We start from the raw sequence: 18,409 nt of genomic DNA on the forward strand, positions 1-18,409 counted from the left end.
TTCCCGCATGACTACAACCCTATGGCAATGGGCGCTGGTGCTGGCCTCCAGCATTACGCTGTTTTTTGTGTCGCCCCTGGCCCGCACCGTTCCCGAGTTTTTCCGGGGTGCCCGCCACGAGCGAACGCCCAACACCCTTTTCCTGACCAGCAGCCTGGTGATTTCCTGGCTGTTTGCCAAGTCGATCACCAATGCCGCCAACCTGGGCCACAGCTTCGGACTGGTGGGGGGCGTGGCCTACGCCGGCTATTACCTGTCGTTTCTGGTGGCGGGGTTTGTGATCGTATCGATGCGCAACAAAGGCGGCTACCGCAGCATCCACCAGTTTCTGGAGTCGAAATTCGGGGCGAGTGCGGTGGTGGTATTCACGGGGCTCATCATGATCCGACTCTATAACGAAATCTGGTCGAACACCATCGTGATCGGCTCTTATTTCGGGGCGCAGGGCTCGACCGATTACTACGTGGCCATCATCGTGTTTACGCTGCTCACGCTGGCCTATACGCTCAAAGGCGGTATGAGCAGTTCGATCATGACCGACGTGATTCAGCTGTCGCTTTTCGTGATTCTGCTTACGGTAATTCTGGGGTTCATTATGCCACACTACGGGGGTAGCCTGACGCCCTTTGTAACCAGTGGCCGCTGGGACCTGAATCAGGGCGTCGATCTGCTGCTGGTGGCGCTGGTGCAGTGTTTCAGCTACCCCTTCCACGACCCTGTACTGACCGACCGGGGCTTCATCGCCGACACGCGCACCACCCTTAAAGCCTACCTCTGGGCGGGGGCCATCGGTTCGCTGTGCATCATCTTTTTCAGCTTCGTCGGCATTTTCGCCAAACTCAACGCCCTGACGGGCGAAGCCCCGGTGGCCGTGGCCCGCTACTTCGGGGTGCCGATGCTGCTGCTGATGAACCTCATTATGGTTACTTCGGCTTCGTCGACCCTCGACTCGGCCATGGCGTCGTTTTCCAAACTGATCAGCATCGACCTGAGCCGGGCCGCCGTGCCGAGCGTCAGGCGGGGTCGGTGGGCCATGGTGGTACTGACAGTGCTCGGCACCATTCCGGTTTTTTTCGATCCGGCCATTCTGTCGGCCACCACCATCAGCGGTACGCTGGTGCTGGGGCTGGCACCGGTTTTTCTGTGCTGGCGGGTGCCCGTCCCGCGTCTGGCGTTCCACCTGTCGGTGGTGGGCGGACTGCTACTGGGTGGTTTCCTGACCTTTTTCCCATTGCCCGACACCTGGCGGCTGGGCGATGGGAAATACGGATCGCTGCTCAGCGTGAACCTCATCACCACAGGATTCTGTTTCCTGGTTTTTGCGGGCAGTGCGCTGTTCGCCCCCAAGCCGCATGACTGATCGTTCCGACACCCGGGACCTCGGCACCCGCAGCGGTAAACTGCTCGTGTTCGGTGGCCCTTACTCCAACCTGCAGGCGCTCGAATCGCTTCGCATCCTGGCCGATGAACTCGGCCTGGCCCCCGACCAGATCATCTGTACCGGCGACATCGTGGGCTACTGCGCCCAGCCCGACGAATCGGTGCAGTTGGTGAAAAGCTGGGGCATCCATGCCATTCAGGGCAACGTGGAGCAGAACATTATCCGGGGTGAAGACGACTGCGGCTGCAATTTCGCGGAAGGCGGGCGGTGCGACCTGTTTTCGCGCACCTGGTTTCCCTACGCCGTACAAACGCTGTCGGCCGAATCGGTGCGCTGGCTGAGCACCCTGCCCCTGCACCTGTCGTTTCGGTACGCGGGCAAACGCGTGACGGTGCTGCATGGGGCGGCTACCGGCATCGCCGAGTTTGTGTTTGCCTCGACGCCCTGGTCGGTAAAAGCCGCCAGCCTGGCCGCTACCGGCGCCGATGTGGTGCTGGCCGGACACGCGGGGCTTCCTTTTGCCGACAGGCGGGTTCGTGATGGACAGGGCGATCAGTACTGGCTCAACGCCGGGGTGATTGGCATGCCGGCCAACGACGGAACGCCCCGCGTGTGGTATATGCTGCTCGACGACGCCAACGGGGAGCTGACGTACCGCTTCCACGCCTTCACGTATGACCACCACACGGCGCAGCAACGAATGCACGCCAGCCACCTGCCCGACTCCTACGCCCAAACGCTGGTAACGGGCCTGTGGGACAACTGTGAGATTCTGCCCGACGCCGAAAAGGCGCTACAGGGCCAGCCCATCGCCCTCGACCAGGCCGGCATAGCCCAGCCCGTTCGCTAAAGACAGGGCTAGTCCGCCGTTAGCGGGTTAGCTGCTTGATAAACAGGTAGAGCGATGCGCCGATGGCCGTGAGCGACAGCACGATGGTCCAGATGGGGCGGGCGTTCTGCTGCCACTCGTCGATTTTAAGGCCCACAAAAACCCCCAGTCCGATGGTACCGAGCATCTGAAAGGCAATGCCGCTGTACTGCACAAACGAGCGCGACTGCTCCGGCAGGCGTTTGGCCGGGTCGGTACCGGGGCGATGACCGGGCTGCGGATCGGTTGGCTGGTCGGGGTTGTTTTCCATGGAATTAGGGAGGGGCGATACGTTCGGTCGGGCAAAATTCGTTAATTTGGGCTAACGTTGCATATAACCGCCGGGTTCGTCAGCGTTTTGAGAGTGACTATTCACGCGTTCCCCGTTTGCATGTTCCGCTACGTCCGTAACCACTATTTTTATGCTGCCGCAGTAGCCATGCTGCTGACCGGTGGGCTGGTTTCGTGTTCGCAGTATAGCACCAAACCCGTCAGCAAAGGCTACCACAACCTGACGGCGCACTACAACGCCTACGTCATTGCCCGCGATGAAATCGCCGAAGCCGAGCGCACGCTGTTCAGCACCCGACAGGAAAATTACAGCCAGGTGCTGCCCATTCTGCTGCCGGTCGATTCGCTTCGCAGCCAGGCAGTGAAGCCCCTGCTCGACGATGCCATCAAGAAGGCCTCCCTTATTCCCGAACGGCACCAGAACAGCAAGTGGCTCGACGATGCCTACATCCTGATCGGCAAGGCCCGGCTGTTGCGGCAGGATTTGCCCAACGCCATTGAGGTGTTTAAATACGTCAACACCAAAGGCACCAGCGACGACGATAAACACACCGCCCTGGTGGGGCTGATGCGGGCCTATGTAGAAGCGGGCGACTATACCAACGCCCTTAACGTAGCCGAATACCTGCGGGCGCAGCCACTCAACAACGCCAACACCCGCGACTATTACCTGACCAGGGCGTACCTGCACGAACGGCAGGGCGAATACGCTACGGCAGCCGCCATTCTGGAAGCCACGTTTCCGGCGCTCAAAAAGGGCGAAGTCACGGCCCGCCTTCACCTCATTGCGGGCCAGCTGTTCGATGTGTCCGGACAACCCAAAAAAGCCATCGAGCAGTACAAGCTCGTGCAGTCGTCGCGGCCCAGTTACGATCAGTCGTTCTACGCCAGCCTGTATGCCATTCAAAGCAACGGCCTGACGGGCGATATGGCCAAGGCCACAGCCTCGACCCAGACGTTTGAGCGGATGCTCAACGACCGCAAGAACGCCGACCTGAAAGACAAGATCTACAACACGATGGCCCTGCTCGAAGCCCGCAACGGCCGCATCGACAAAGCCATCGATTACTACAGCCGCTCGATTCAGGCCGCCCCCACGTCTCCGCAGGTGCCCTACACCTACCTGGCCATGGGCAAACTGTTCGACGAAAAGAAAACCGACTACGGCCGGGCCAAGCTATACTACGACAGTGCGCTGGCGCAGCTGCCCCGGCAGTCGGCCGAATACGCGGCCCTGCTGACCCGCAAAAATACCCTCGACGAGTTTGTCCAGTACCGCAGCACCATTCAGGTGCAGGACAGCCTGCTCCGGCTGGCGCAGCTGTCGCCGGCCGAGCTCGACAAAGCCCTCAACGGCGTGCTCGATCAGCGCGACAAAGCCGACCGCGAGCAGGCCGCGCTGGCTCAGCAGATTATTGACCGGGCCAGCAGCGGCAACGGCGGGCAGGTGCCCGGTGCCACCAACTCCGACCTGGCTCCCACAGCCCGCTGGGTACTCTACAACCCGGTGGCCCTCAGCCAGGGCCGCCAGGAATTTTCAACGCGCTGGGGCAACCGGCCGCTCGAAGACGACTGGCGCCGGAGCAACAAGCAGGCTTCTGAGGCCGTGGCGGGTGTCAACAGCCCGCTCAACGGCGGCACTTCGGCCAACGATGTGAACCCCAACGCCCCGCTGGCTCCCCAGGGCGCCGACAATGCCGTGCCAGTAATCGGCGCCAATCCCCCCGCCGGCAGCCGGGGGTCGGCCCGGCAGGCGCAGCGCGATGCGCTCAAGACTCTGATTCCCACGAGTCCCGGCGCGCAGCAGCAGGCCAACGAACGCATCGAAACAGCCCTCTACAAACTGGGCAAGCTCTACAAGTTTGGGCTCAACCAGCCTGCCGACGCCATTCCGGTGTTCGAGCAGCTGCTGACCCGCTACCCCAACACCCGGCAAAAACCCGAGGTGTACTACCTGCTTTACCTGTCGAATGAGCAGCTGGGCAAAACCTCGCCCTGGAAAGAGCGCCTGCAGGCCGAATTCCCCAACACGTCGTATGCCCGCCTGACGGGCAACACCGCCGTGTCGACCACCGACGCCGAAGCGCAGGCCCTGGCTGTGTACACCCAGATTTATGACCTCTATAAAGCCAACAACCCAACGGAGGCCCTGGCCCGGGCCGACAATGCCCTCAGCCAGTACACGGGCACGAAAATTGGCGACAAACTGGCCCTGTTGCGGGTTATACTGGTCGGAAAAGTGCAGTCGGTCGATGCGTACCGGCAGGCGCTGAGCGATTTCGTCCGCGATTTTCCAGCCAGCCCGCTGCTGTTCAGGGCCAAAGAAATGCTGGCTGCTGCCAACCAGAAGAAATGATGTTTACAGGATACCGTATCCGCTATACGGCTGGCGCGCAGACCCGTCCGTGAGCCAACCCATACCGACTACGACGACTGAACACGGATAACCACCTCCCCCATAATGATTGATTTTGCCGCCGGTCGCTACCGGAAACTGATACTGAAACTGTGGCAGATCGCCCTGCTGGGCGTGGCCTCGCTGGTGCTGTATATTCTGGCCGTGAGTTACAACTTCCTGTGGCTTTTTGGCGGCATGCCCAGCCTGAAAGCCCTCGAAAACCCGCAGAGCGAGGTAGCCTCGGAAGTCTACACGGCCGATAACCAGCTGCTCGGCAAGTACTATACCGAAAACCGGACGCCGGTCGAGATCACGCAGGTGTCGCCCAACGTGACCTCGGCGCTGCTGGCGACCGAAGATGCCCGGTTTGTGAAGCACTCGGGAATCGATCCACGCTCGTTCTTCCGGGTGATCAAAGGGATTGCCACCAGCAACAGCAGTTCGGGAGGGGGCAGTACGCTGACGCAGCAGGTAGCCAAAAACCTGTTCGACACGCGGGGCGAAAAACTGCGCGGTACGCTGGGACAGGTGCCTGTCCTGAAAACCGTGATCGAGAAAACCAAAGAATGGATTCTGTCGGTCCGGCTCGAGCGCAATTACACCAAGCAGGAAATCATGATGATGTACCTGAACACGGTGTCGTTCGGCAACAACACCTACGGCATCAAAACGGCCGCCCGGACGTACTTCGACAAAGAGCCCTGGAACCTGAACGTCGAGGAAGCAGCCCTGCTGGTGGGTATGCTGCAGAACCCCTCGCGCTACGACCCCCGCATTTTTGAGGACCGCGCCGTGCAGCGCCGGAACGTGGTGCTGAGTCAGATGCAGCGCTACGGTTTTCTGTCGGCCGAGCAGGCTTTTGCCTACAAGCGCAAACCCCTCAAACTCGATTTCAGTATCGAGAACCAGAATACGGGGATGGCGGCTTATTTCCGCTCGGTGATCCGCGACGACATCAAGCGCTGGATCAACCAGTATAACGAAGAAAACCCCGGCGCCGAACTGGACCTCTACACGAGCGGGCTGCGCATTTACACCACCATCGACTCGCGGATGCAGGCCTACGCCGAAGAAGCCGTGATGAACAACATGCGCGACCAGCAGAAGAAATTCTACGAACACTGGCGCGGCCGCAACCCGTGGGTACAGAAAAACCCGCGCACCAAGAAGTATGAGGAAATTCCGGGCTTCATCGAAGCCCGCGCCCGCCAGACAACCCGCTACAAGCAGCTGAAAGCCGAGCTGGGCGACGACGAGAAAGCGATCTGGGCCGAGATGCGGCAGCCCCACAAAATGAAAGTGTTTGTGTATGGCGGCCGGCGCAACGAAAAAGACACCACCATCAGCACCCTCGACTCGATCCGCTACTACAAGCGGCTGCTCAACACGGGCTTTATGTCGATGGACCCCCGCACGGGCCACGTAAAAGCCTGGGTGGGCGGTATCAATTTCCGGCACATGAAGTTCGACCACGTGCGGCAGAGTCGCCGGCAGCCGGGCTCGACCTTTAAACCGTTTGTGTACCTGACAGCGCTCGACCAGGGCTTCGTGACCCCCTGCTCGCATATCACCGACCGACCCACCACCTTTGCCCACGGCGAGGACAACAACGGTGGCCCGGCCTGGACGCCCAAAAACTCGACGGGCCGCTACAGCTTCCGCGACCTCACGCTGCGCGAAGCCCTCGGTCAGTCGATCAACACGGTCAGTGCCCAGCTCATCAAGAAAACCCGGGCCGAAGCGGTGATCAAATACGCCCACGACATGGGAATTCAGAGCAAGGACCTCCCCAACAACCCCACGCTTTGCCTCGGTACGGGCGATGTGTCGGTGTTCGAGATGGTAGCGGCTTACTGCCCCTTTGCCAATGGCGGTATTCGGGTGCGGCCTATGCTGATTGCCACCATCACCGACAAAAACGGGAATGTGCTCAAGCGCTTCACTGCCGACGCCAACCAGGTGATCAGCGAGAACCGGGCCTACGAGATGCTCCACCTGATGCGGGCCGCTGTCGAGCCGGGGGGTACGGCCGCGCGGCTCGGTGCCCAGTACAAACTGCTGGAGGGCGGCAACGAGATTGCTGCCAAAACCGGTACGACCTCCAACTACTCCGATGCCTGGTTTATGGGCATGACCCAGCACCTGGTGTCGGGCTTATGGGTAGGTGGCGACGACCGGCCCATTCACTTCCGGACCATCGAGCTGGGCCAGGGTGGCCGGCTGGCCATGCCGGCCTGGGCCCTCTACATGCAGAAGGTTTACAAAGACCCGACGCTGACCCAGTACAAGCCCGAGCCGTTCCGTAAGCCCAATAATTTCAAGATCGACTGTGGCGGCTACCATATCGACTCCGCCAGCCGGTACATTCCGCCCAAGGTGGTGCCCAACGAAGACGAAGATATTCTCCAATAAGCAACCGGGTCAGGCCAGCGTCCTGACCCGGCCTGTTTTAGCCCCGCCTGCCTATGCACCTGCTGCTGGCTCCCGATAAATTCCGTGGCTCGCTGACAGCCACGCAGGCCGCGCAGGCCATGGCCGATGGCGTGGCAATGGCCCGGCCCGACGCTACGGTGCAGCTGCTGCCCCTGGCCGACGGGGGCGAAGGCACGGCCCCGGTGCTGACCCGCGCAACGGGCGGCAGCTGGCACACCACCCGCGTCGACGATCCGCTGGGGCGGCCGGTCGAGGCAGGCTTTGGCCGGTCGGGCGATGGGCGTACGGCCTTCGTCGAAATGGCCGAAGCGTCGGGGCTGGCGCGGCTGCAGCCAGCCGAGCGCAACCCCCTCCTGACGAGCACCCTGGGCACCGGCCAGCTGATCCGGGAAGCCGTAGCGCCCGGCGTTACCCAGCTGGTGCTCGGTATCGGCGGCAGCGCCACCACCGACGCCGGCATCGGTATGGCTGCGGCCCTGGGCTGGCAGTTTCTGGATGCCGCCGGTACCCCCCTGGCCCCCGTAGGCGGGGCGCTGACGCAGGTAGCCCGGCTGGTGCCCCCCACCGAACCAGTCTTCCCAGCTGTGCGCGTATCGGTGGCGTGCGATGTGCAGAACCCCCTCGCCGGCCCCGAGGGAGCGGCCCACGTCTACGGCCCCCAGAAAGGAGCCACGCCCGCCATGGTAGCCGAACTCGACGCGGGGCTGCGCAACCTGGCGCGAGTGGTGCAGCAGCAGTTCGGTGTTGATCTCGATGCGGGGCCGGGTGCCGGAGCCGCCGGCGGGCTGGGCGCCGGCTGTCGCTTTTTTCTGCACGCCCAGCTGCTGCCGGGTGTCGATCTGGTGCTCGATGCGGTTCAGTTCGACGCCCACTGCCGCCGGGCCGACTACGTACTGACGGGCGAAGGCAAGCTCGACGGGCAGACCCTGCAGGGTAAGCTACTGCACGGCATTACGCAGCGCGCGGGCCCGGTGCCGGTTCTGGCGCTGTGCGGCACGCTGGCCCTCGACCCCGACGGCATCCGGGCCTTGGGGCTGCGGGCGGCCTTTTCGGTGCTCACCCGACCGCAGCGGCTGGCCGAGGCCCAACAGACGGCCTACGATGATCTGCGACAGGCAACCTTTAACGTCTGCCGGTTGTTTTGACTAAGCCCCCGCCCCCGTACCGGCCGGGTTTATCACAGACTTTAACCTCCTTTCGGCCAGCCTTATGCCCGAATTCGATTATAAACAGGCTTTAGCCACCGTACCCCACGAACCGGGCGTGTACCGGTATTTCGACGCGTCGGGCGAAGTGATTTACGTGGGCAAAGCCAAAGACCTGCGCAACCGGGTCGGCAGTTACTTTACCAACTCCAAACAGCACGACCGCAAAACGCTGCGGCTGGTGAGCCAGATCCGCAAGCTGGAGTTCACGATCGTGCACACCGAGTTTGACGCCCTGCTGCTCGAAAACCAGCTCATCAAGCGCTACCAGCCCAAGTACAACATTCTGCTGCGCGATGATAAGACCTACCCGTTTGTGTGTGTCACCAACGAGCCGTTTCCGCGCGTCATCACCACCCGGCGTATCGACCGCAAGCAGGGGACCTTCTACGGCCCGTTTGCCAACCTGAAGCCGATGTACACGGTGCTCGATATGTTCAGCCAGCTCTTTACGCTTCGGACCTGCAACTACAACCTCACGCCCGAGAACATCGAGGCAGGCAAGTTCAAGGTTTGCCTGGAATACCACATCGGCAACTGCAAAGGCCCCTGCGAAGGCAAACAGCCCGAAAGCGATTACAACCGCGATATCGAACAGGTGCACCACATTCTGAAGGGCAACCTGAAACCGGCGCAGGAATACTTCCGGCACCGCATGGTCGAAGCCGCCAATGAGCTGGCTTTCGAACAGGCGCAGCAGCACAAGGAAAAAATGGACGTGCTGCAGCGGTTTCAGAGCAAATCGACGGTGGTAAACCCCAAAATTGCCGACGCCGACGTATTCTCGATTGCCTCCGACGAGTCGGCGGCCTACATCAACTTTATGAAGGTGGTCAACGGCACCATCGTACAGGCCCATACGGTAGAGATCAAGAAGAAACTCGACGAAGCCGATCCCGACCTGCTTGCCATGATGATCGTGGAGTTTCGCGACCAGTACGGCAGTCAGGCCAAAGAAATCATCACCAACATTCCGCTCGATATTGATCTGAAGGCCGAGGTTACCATTCCGCAGATCGGCGACAAAAAGAAGCTCCTCGACATGTCGCTTAAAAACGTGCTGTATTTCCGGCGCGAGCGGCAGGAACGGGCGGCTGCCGAGGCTACGGCCAGCGCCAGTAAGAAAGACCGGGTGTTGATTCGGCTCAAGCAGGATCTACAGCTCAAAACCCTGCCCAACCGCATCGAATGTTTCGATAACTCCAACATTCAGGGCACCAATCCGGTGTCGGCCATGGTCTGCTTCATCGGGGGCAAGCCCGCCAATAAGGAGTACCGGCACTTTTCGATCAAGACCGTGGTGGGGCCCAACGACTTCGCCAGCATGTATGAGGTCGTTACCCGGCGCTATTCGCGGGTGCTCGAGGAGCAACTCGACATGCCCGATCTGATTGTGATCGACGGAGGCAAAGGGCAGCTCAGTGCCGCCTGCGACGCGCTGAAAGCCCTGAACCTCTACGGCGCCGTACCCATCATCGGCATTGCCAAGCGGCTGGAAGAAATTTATTTCCCCGAAGACAACCTGCCGCTGTATATCGATAAGCGGTCGGAGTCGCTGAAGCTCATCCAGCGTATCCGCGACGAAGCCCACCGCTTTGCCATCACCTACCACCGCGACAAGCGGAGCCGCAACAGCCTCATCAGCGAACTCGAAAACGTAGAGGGCGTCGGCAAGAAAACAGCCGCCAAACTGCTCAAACACTTCAAGGGCGTCAGCAAAATCCGCGAAGCCTCCATCGACGAAGTGGCCGAGGTGGTTGGCAAAGACCGGGCCATCAAACTCAAGCACTATTTCGATACGATCGAGAATGCGTAAGGCCTGAAATCGTATTTTGCAGTTTATTAACCGACTTACTCCATGCGTTTCGGCCTCTTCTTGCTTTGCTGGCTGACGGTTCTGACCCTCCGGGCGCAGATCCGGGTGGAGGTAACGGTATTGCCCGCTCTGTCGCCCACGGCCTCAGGTTTGTTTATGTCGGGTACGTTCAATGACTGGAGCCCCGGCGACCCTCGGTTTCAGTTTACCCGGCAGGCCAACGGTCGCTACAGCCTGGTGCTGCCGCCTAACATCGGTCGCGACAAACCGTTCGAGTATAAGTTTACGCAGGGCAGCTGGCAGCTGGCCGAAGGCGACACCGCCGGACTGGCCATCAGCAACCGCCAGTATACGCCGGGTCAGCCCCGCCTGATTCAGGCCACGATTGTTGGCTGGGAGCGCAAGCCGGCCTACCAGTTTGTGGTTACCGAACTACCCCCCAACACCCCCCACGACGCTGTACTTTACATCACGGGCTCCTTCAACCGATGGAACCCCGGCGATCCGCGCTACCGACTGGTGCGGCAGGTGGATGGGACCTACCGGGTCACGGTGGAATCCGACGCGCCCTACATCGACTACAAGTTTACCCGCGGCAACTGGGATTCGGTGGAGGGGCGCGAAAACGGCAAAGCCCGCGCCAACCGCCGGTCGACGCGCATCGAAACGGGTAACCAGGACATCGACATTCATATTCTGAACTGGGAAGATCTGAGTGGCACCTTTAATTTTTTCTCGATCTACGACCTGCTGATGTTGTTTTCGGCCTTTCAGGGGTTACTGCTGCTCATTGCCATACCGAGTATTCAGAATTACAACCGGGCCGCCAACCGCTGGCTGGTGGTACTGATCGGCATGGCCTCGCTGTTTGTGTTTCTGAAGGTTATTACCAGCTACCGCGCGGTGGCGCAGGCCAACGCCAAACTGCTGCTGCTGCCCGACTTCATCTGGTTTCTCTACGCACCACTTTTCTACTTCTACCTGCGCCGACTGCTGTTCGATACCAGGCGCCCCATGCGGAACTGGACATTCCATTTCATTCCGGTGGTTGTGCAGTTTTTCGCCTACCTGCCTTACCTGCTGATGGACAGTAAGGACTTTCAGTTGAAGCTGGTCAACCACGACCCAACGCTGCGGGGCCTGTTTCTGGTAATGGGCCTGCTGGCGCTGGCTTTCAATTCGGGCTACTGGCTGGTGTGCCGGCGTACCATCCGGGCCTACAAGCGCCACAACGAGAGCAGTATTTCATACGAACAAAACCTGAACTACCTCAACACGGTGCTGACCATCCAGTCGGTATGCCTGCTGCTGTGGGCGTTTCTGTACGTACTGATTGCCGTCAGCCAGGGCGCATCGTTCGAGCTCATACCGATTGCCGAACGCAACGTCGACGCCATCTACCTTGCCTTCTCGACCATCACGTATTTTCTGGGCTACGTAGCGGTGCACCAGCCCGAAATTTTCAAGCTGCCACAGCCCCGCCCGGCGGCCAGTCAGCCGGCTGTTCTTTTCGAAGAAGTGGTGTCTCCCCTCATCGAGGAGCCGACCGAGCATCCGGCCGAGCCGGCAGCACTGGCTGCGCTCGATGTACTGCCCGCCCCCGAGACGCGCGCGGCCCGCCCGGCGCCCCTGCCCGACCTGGAGGCCCTGCAGCAGCTGGTAGACGCCCACATGATTCAGCAGAAGCCCTACACGAATCCTAACCTCACCATTCACGAGCTGGCGGGCAACCTGCGCATGCCCCCCCATACGCTCTCGCGGGTGATCAACGAGGGCTTCGGCAAGAACTTTTTCGACTTCGTCAACCAGTTTCGGGTCGAGGAATTGAAGCAGCGCATGGATGATCCCCGATCGCGCAACTATACGCTGCTGAGCCTGGCCTTCGATGTGGGCTTCAACTCCAAAACGGCCTTCAACCGGGCGTTCAAGAAACTGACCGGTCAGACACCCAAGGAGTATTTCAACATGGTCAGCGATGAGCAGCTCCTGTCCTAGTGCCCTTTTCGGAAAGTGGCACCAACCTAATCGCGTGGAATCCAACTAATTATTCCTTTTCTCCACAAAATCGTCAGCGTTTGTAAAGTGGGACGACTCGGGTTTTCCCTAATGGTACTTTTGTCAGAATTAGTTGACCGGCTGTTCCGATGGCCGCGTCTGATTTGATTCGCTTAACGACCATTTAACAAACCTAACTAATGCACACCTCTTCCAAACAGGTCTGGTGCCTGACTCAAGCCGCCTGGCTTCGGGTTATGCTGGTGCTGACGCTGACCTTCCTGATCCGCCTGTCGGCGCTGGCTCAGGGAATAACCGTAACCGGCCTGGTTACTGAATCGGATGGCTCGGCCCTGCCCGGCGTGACGGTTCAGATCAAAGGAGCAAACCGCGGCACCCAAACCGATGTCGACGGTAAGTTCCAGCTGACCAACGTACCGCCAGCCGCCACGCTGGTCTTTAGCTTCATCGGCAAAACGCCCCAGGAAGTCGCCGTGGGCAATCGCACTTCGTTCAACGTTACCCTGGCCGACGACTCAAAATCACTCAACGAGGTGGTGGTGGTAGGCTACGGCACCCAGCGCAAGAAAGACCTGACCGGGTCGATTGCCTCGATTTCGGCCGAGGATTTTCAGAAAGGAAACATCGTCAACCCCGAGCAGCTGGTGGCCGGTAAACTGGCCGGTGTCAGCATCACGCCCCCCAGTGGTCAGCCGGGCGGTGGCAGCACCATCCGGATCCGGGGTGGTTCGTCGCTTAATGCCAGCAATGATCCGCTTGTGGTCATCGACGGTGTACCCGTCGACAACAGTGGTATCTCGGGCGCAGCCAACCCGCTCAGCCAGATCAACCCGCAGGACATCGAAACCTTCACGGTACTGAAAGATGCGTCGGCTGCCGCCATCTACGGCGCCCGGGCCGCCAACGGGGTTATCCTGATTACGACCAAGAAAGGCCGCGCGGGCGACAAGCTTCGCCTGAGCATCAGCGGGCTGGGATCGCTCTCGACCATCTATAAGCAGGTGCCTGTACTCTCGACCGACGAGTTCCGCAACCTGATTACCCAGACCGGCAATGCCGCCCAGCGTGCCCTGCTCGGTACGGCCAGCACCAACTGGCAGGATCAGATTTACCGCAAGGCGTTCAGTGGCGACCTCAACGCAGCGCTGACCGGCTCGATCAAAAATATGCCCTTCCGGGCGTCGTTTGGCTACCTCAACCAGGCGGGTATTCTGAAAACCTCGAATTTCGAGCGGTTTTCGGGCTCGCTGGGCCTGTCGCCCCGTCTGCTGCAGGATCACCTCCGCATCGACGTTAACCTGAAAGGATCGATCATCAATAACGTTTTTGCCGATCAGGGAGCCATTGGTGCCGCCGTTTCGTTCGACCCCACCCAACCCGTCTACAGCGGCAACAACAACTACGGTGGTTTCTACGAATGGCTCGACCCCAACACCAACAAACCCAACACGCTGGCAACGCGCAACCCACTGGGGCTGCTGATGCAGCGGCAGGACCTGAGCACCGTAAAACGGAGCATCGGCAACGCCCAGTTCGACTACAAATTCCATTTCCTGCCCGAACTGCGCGCCAACCTGAACCTGGGTTACGATATCTCGTCGACCAACGGCACCATCTTCGTGCCGGCCGAGGCAGCCTCGCAGTTCAACCGGGGTGGTCAGAACAACCAGTACGCGCAGACCCGCAATAACAAAACGCTGGAGTTCTACCTGAACTACGCCAAAGAACTGCGCGCGATCGACAGCCGGGTTGACCTGACGGCGGGTTATGCCTACCAGGATTTCCTGCGCAAGAGCCCCAGCTTCCCCGATCGTCTGGCCAACGGCACTGAGTTTGCCCCCGCCGGCATTCCGTTCGAGAGCCAGTACACGCTGCTGTCGTTCTTTGGCCGGGCCAACTACACGCTGAAAGATCGCTATACGCTGACCGCTACCCTGCGTCGGGACGCTACCTCGCGCTTCAGCCCTAACAGCCGCTGGGGTACGTTCCCCTCGGCCGGTCTGGCCTGGAACGTGAAAGAAGAATCGTTTCTGCGGGGTGTGAAAGCCCTGTCGGCCCTGAAATTCCGGGTGGGTTATGGTGTAACGGGTCAGCAGGACCTGCCGGGCGTAGGCGACTACCCCTACCTGCCCCGCTACACCGTCAGCGACCTGACGGCCCAGTACCAGTTTGGCAACACGTTCTACCGCACGCTGCGGGCCGAAGGCTACGATGCCAACCTGAAGTGGGAAGAAACGCATGCCATCAACGCAGCCGTAGATTACGCCTTCTTCGATGGCCGGATCTCGGGTAGCATCGATGTGTACCAGAAGAAAACCCGCGACCTGCTGGCGGTGATTCCGGTAGCAGCCGGCTCGAACCTGACCAACCAGATCCTGACCAACGTGGGTAATCTGGAAAACCGGGGCGTCGAGTTCTCAATCAACACCAACCCCATCCGGGGCGAGCGCTCGAATCTGGATGTCGGCTTCAACATCACCTACAACCAGAACAAAATCACGAACCTGACCAAAGTACCAACCCCGAACGATCCGGGCGTACTGGTAGGCGGCATCAGTGGTGGCGTGGGTAACACGGTACAGATCCAGACGGTGGGCTTCCCCACCAACTCGTTCTACGTGCTGCATCAGGTATACGACCAGAACGGCAAGCCGCTCGAAGGCGTTTATGAAGACCGCAACCGGGTGGGCGAAACCGTTGGCGATGGCAAAATCACGATCGACGACCGCTACCGCTACAAATCGGCCAACCCCAAAATCTTCCTGGGCTTCACGTCGCAGTACACCATCAACAAGTTCAGCGCGGGCTTCGTACTGCGGGGCAACATCGGCAACTACGTGTACAACAACGTGCGGTCGAACAGTGGCGCCATCCGCAACTTCACCAACTCGCTTGGCTTCAACGGCAACGGATCGACCGACGTGCTCAACACGATGTTTGTCAACAATCAGTACTTCTCGGATTACTACGTGGAGAATGCGTCGTTCCTGCGGATGGATAACTTCAACATCGGCTACAACGTCGGCAAGGTGCTGAAAGGCCTGCGTCAGGGCGGCAACCTGCGCCTGCAGGCCAACGCGCAGAACGTGTTCGTAATCACCAAGTACTCGGGTCTCGATCCCGAAGTATCGGGTGGTATCGACAACAACCTGTACCCCCGCCCCCGCGTGTTCTCGCTCGGTGCCAATCTGGACTTTTAATCGTGCCGGCTGGTGTCTGCGCGACACCAGCCGGTCACCCGATCACTTATAGCTCATGAAATCACTTAAAGCAATAACCACCACGGGTGTGCTGGCCGCCATGCTGGCCACCGTATCATCCTGTGTGCAGGACCTCGACCGGCAGCCCGTCTACGACGTAACGTCGGCATCGGTCTATACCGACCCCGCCAACTACAAATCGGTGCTGGCCAAGCTCTACGCCATTATGGCCGTGAGCGGACAGCAGGGGCCCGCCGGTAAGCCCGACATTTCGGGTATCGACGAAGGCTTCTCGAACTACCTGCGGCAGTACTGGATGATTCAGGAACTGCCCACCGACGAAGCCGTGATTGGCTGGAACGATGGCTCGATTCAGGACTACCACAACATGAACTGGTCGTCGGGCAACGAGTTTATCACCGCCATGTACAACCGGATTTTCTACATGGTAACGGCCAGCAACGAGTTTATCCGCGAAACAACCGATGCCAAGCTGAGCGAACGGGGTATTACGGGGCAAAACCTGACCGACGCCAAAACCTACCGCGCCGAGGCCCGCTTCCTGCGCGCCATGGCTTATCTGCACGCCATTGACCTGTTTGGCAGCGTGCCCTTCGTGACCGAAGCCGATGCCGTGGGTTCGTTTCTGCCCAAGCAGATCAGCCGCGCCGACCTGTTCACCTACGTGGAGTCGGAGCTGAAAGCCATTGAAGCCGATCTGCCCGCGCCCAAAGCCGGCGAGTATGGCCGGGCCGACCGGGCCGCTGCCTGGACCCTGCTGGCCCGCCTGTACCTGAACGCGCAAGTCTATACCGGCACCGCCCGCTGGACCGACGCCGTTACCTATTCGGCCAAAGTAATTCAGTCGAATGCCTACGCCCTCGACACCGATTACAACAAGCTGTTTCTGGCCGACAACAACACCTCGCGGGAGATTATCCTGCCGGTTACGTTCGATGGCACGCGCACCAAAACCTACGGCGGTATGACCTTCCTGGTTCACGCGGCCGTAGGGGGCAAAATGAGTCCGGCGGCCTTCGGCATCAACGGGGGCTGGGCTGGCCTGCGTACCACCAAAGGGCTGGTGGGCAACTTCAGCGACCCGTCGGGCAAAACCGACCAGCGGGCGCTGTTCTTCACCGACGGCCAGAATCTGGAGATCAACGAGGTGCTGAACAAGTTTGAAGATGGCTACGCCATTGCCAAGTACAAAAACGTAACGTCGGCCGGTAAGGCCGGGTCGGATATCGAAGGCAACTTCCCCGATACCGATTTCCCACTGCTGCGCCTGGCCGATGTGTACCTGATGTATGCCGAAGCGGTGCTGCGCGGGGGCACCGGTGGCGATCAGACCACGGCCCTGGGCTACATCAACCAGCTGCGGCAACGCGCCTACAAAGGCACCTCGGGCAACGTGACGAGCATCAACCTCGACTTCATTCTGGCCGAACGCGCCCGCGAACTGTACTGGGAAGGCTACCGCCGGACCGACCTGATCCGGTTTGGCAAGTTTACCGATAACAGCTACCTGTGGCCGTTCAAAGGTGGTGTGAAAGCAGGCCGGGGTGTCGAAGCATTCCGCACCGTGTTCCCGCTGCCGGCAGCCGATCTGGTGGCCAATCCCAATCTGAAACAAAATCAGGGTTATTAATACCGGTTGCGGCAGGCCAACCCACCCGGGCACCGGCCTGCCGCACACAGTAAACCATCCGTACTCATGAAAAAAACGTTATTTACCCTCCTTGCCACGGTAACGGCCCTGTTCACGCTGGTATCGTGCGAGAAAGAAGAAGACCGCCTGACCCTGCAGCCGGGTGGAACCATTACCCTGACGAGCAGCGCCCAGAGCGTATCGCTGACGAGCGCCGATGCCGCCAAAGATGCCGTAACGTTTTCGTGGACCGTACCCAGCTATGGCTTCAAAGCGGCCAATGCCTACACCCTGCAGTTCGACAAGAAAGGCGGTACGTTTGCCAGCCCCATCGAAATCACGGCCGGCAGCAACCTGAAGCAGGCCATCACCGGGGCCGATTTCAACACCATGCTGCTTAAGCTGGGGGTTGCCCCCGGCAGCGCGGGGCAGGTCGACGTGCGGGTCAAGTCGGATATCGCCGGCAGCACCGTTCCGTCGGTCGTGTCGGGCACAACCACCATTAGCGGTACGCCCTACCTGGTTGTGATCCAGTATCCGGCTATTTACGTGCCGGGCGCGTACCAGGGATGGGCCCCCGATAAAGCGCCGGGCATTGTGTCGGTCAAAGACAACAAGGTCTACGAAGGCTACATCTATTTCAAAGACGCATCGGATTTCAAACTCACGCCCGCCCGTAACTGGGACAATGACTTCGGCAGCGCCGGAGCCGGCAAGCTGAAAGCCAAAGGCGATAATCTTAACGTTGCATCGGGGGGCTATTACCTGCTCAAAGCCGATCTGAACGCGCTGACCTGGAGCGCCACCAAAACCACCTTCGGGGTAATTGGGGCCGCAACGCCAAAAGGTTGGGATGCCAGTACACCTATGACCTATGATGAATCCACCGGGACCTGGAAGGTAACGCTGGCCCTCAAGCAGGACGAGCTGAAATTCCGGGCCAATGATGCCTGGGACATCAACTATGGCGATGATAAGGCCGACGGACTGCTCGAAAGCAACGGCGCCAATATCAAAGTACCGGCAGCGGGTAACTACCTCGTTACGCTCAACCTGAGCAGCGGTGGTAACTACACCTACTCGCTGACCAAACTGTGATGTTTCTAATTTAAGGTTGGTAGTTAAAAAAGCCCCGATCCGCTGGACCGGG

The 18,409-nt window shown here is 60.0% G+C and carries 11 protein-coding genes; 10 read left to right on the forward strand and 1 reads right to left on the reverse strand.

Annotated elements, in window-relative coordinates; all coding sequences use genetic code 11:
* The first annotated feature begins 7 nt into the window (after nucleotides 1-7).
* Together ACYVAC_RS03115 and ACYVAC_RS03120 are read left to right on the forward strand one after the other, a co-directional pair.
* On the forward strand, nucleotides 8-1,360 hold the full coding sequence (locus ACYVAC_RS03115; protein ID WP_461096106.1) for a sodium:solute symporter family transporter: 1,353 nt from the start codon (nucleotides 8-10) through the stop codon (nucleotides 1,358-1,360).
* Nucleotides 1,353-2,231 (forward strand): metallophosphoesterase family protein, encoded by an 879-nt coding sequence (locus ACYVAC_RS03120; protein ID WP_461096107.1) that lies wholly within the window; start codon nucleotides 1,353-1,355, stop codon nucleotides 2,229-2,231. The genes ACYVAC_RS03115 and ACYVAC_RS03120 overlap by 8 nt, the downstream gene beginning before the upstream one ends.
* A gap of 19 nt (nucleotides 2,232-2,250) precedes the next feature.
* On the opposite strand, the gene ACYVAC_RS03125 is transcribed toward ACYVAC_RS03120, so the two are convergent.
* Entirely contained in the window at nucleotides 2,251-2,520 is a 270-nt protein-coding gene (locus ACYVAC_RS03125; RefSeq protein WP_461096108.1) for an AtpZ/AtpI family protein, read from the reverse strand.
* Between the two features lie 120 nt (nucleotides 2,521-2,640).
* Here ACYVAC_RS03125 and porW point away from each other — a divergent pair, with 120 nt between their 5' ends.
* From porW to ACYVAC_RS03165, 8 genes are all read left to right on the forward strand, one after another.
* Nucleotides 2,641-4,896 carry a type IX secretion system periplasmic lipoprotein PorW/SprE gene (gene porW, locus ACYVAC_RS03130; protein WP_461096109.1) on the forward strand — a complete coding sequence of 752 codons (2,256 nt, stop codon included), beginning with the start codon at nucleotides 2,641-2,643 and terminating at the stop codon, nucleotides 4,894-4,896.
* 105 nt (nucleotides 4,897-5,001) lie between these two features.
* The gene (locus ACYVAC_RS03135) at nucleotides 5,002-7,350 is read left to right on the forward strand and encodes a penicillin-binding protein 1A (RefSeq protein ID WP_461096110.1); all 2,349 of its coding nucleotides are present in this window, start codon (nucleotides 5,002-5,004) and stop codon (nucleotides 7,348-7,350) included.
* Between the two features lie 53 nt (nucleotides 7,351-7,403).
* Nucleotides 7,404-8,516 (forward strand): glycerate kinase, encoded by a 1,113-nt coding sequence (locus tag ACYVAC_RS03140; protein ID WP_461096111.1) that lies wholly within the window; start codon nucleotides 7,404-7,406, stop codon nucleotides 8,514-8,516.
* Nucleotides 8,517-8,580: 64 nt separating this feature from the next.
* Nucleotides 8,581-10,392 carry an excinuclease ABC subunit UvrC gene (gene uvrC / locus ACYVAC_RS03145; protein ID WP_461096112.1) on the forward strand — a complete coding sequence of 604 codons (1,812 nt, stop codon included), beginning with the start codon at nucleotides 8,581-8,583 and terminating at the stop codon, nucleotides 10,390-10,392.
* A gap of 42 nt (nucleotides 10,393-10,434) precedes the next feature.
* Nucleotides 10,435-12,387 carry a helix-turn-helix domain-containing protein gene (locus ACYVAC_RS03150; protein WP_461096113.1) on the forward strand — a complete coding sequence of 651 codons (1,953 nt, stop codon included), beginning with the start codon at nucleotides 10,435-10,437 and terminating at the stop codon, nucleotides 12,385-12,387.
* 200 nt (nucleotides 12,388-12,587) lie between these two features.
* Nucleotides 12,588-15,608, forward strand: coding sequence for a SusC/RagA family TonB-linked outer membrane protein (locus ACYVAC_RS03155; RefSeq protein WP_461096114.1), 3,021 nt, complete (start codon nucleotides 12,588-12,590; stop codon nucleotides 15,606-15,608).
* 55 nt (nucleotides 15,609-15,663) lie between these two features.
* Entirely contained in the window at nucleotides 15,664-17,259 is a 1,596-nt protein-coding gene (locus tag ACYVAC_RS03160; RefSeq protein WP_461096115.1) for a RagB/SusD family nutrient uptake outer membrane protein, read from the forward strand.
* A gap of 66 nt (nucleotides 17,260-17,325) precedes the next feature.
* Nucleotides 17,326-18,357, forward strand: coding sequence for a SusE domain-containing protein (locus ACYVAC_RS03165; RefSeq protein ID WP_461096116.1), 1,032 nt, complete (start codon nucleotides 17,326-17,328; stop codon nucleotides 18,355-18,357).
* The last annotated feature ends 52 nt before the right edge of the window (nucleotides 18,358-18,409 follow it).

The sequence above is a fragment of the Spirosoma luteolum genome, assembly GCF_054778875.1.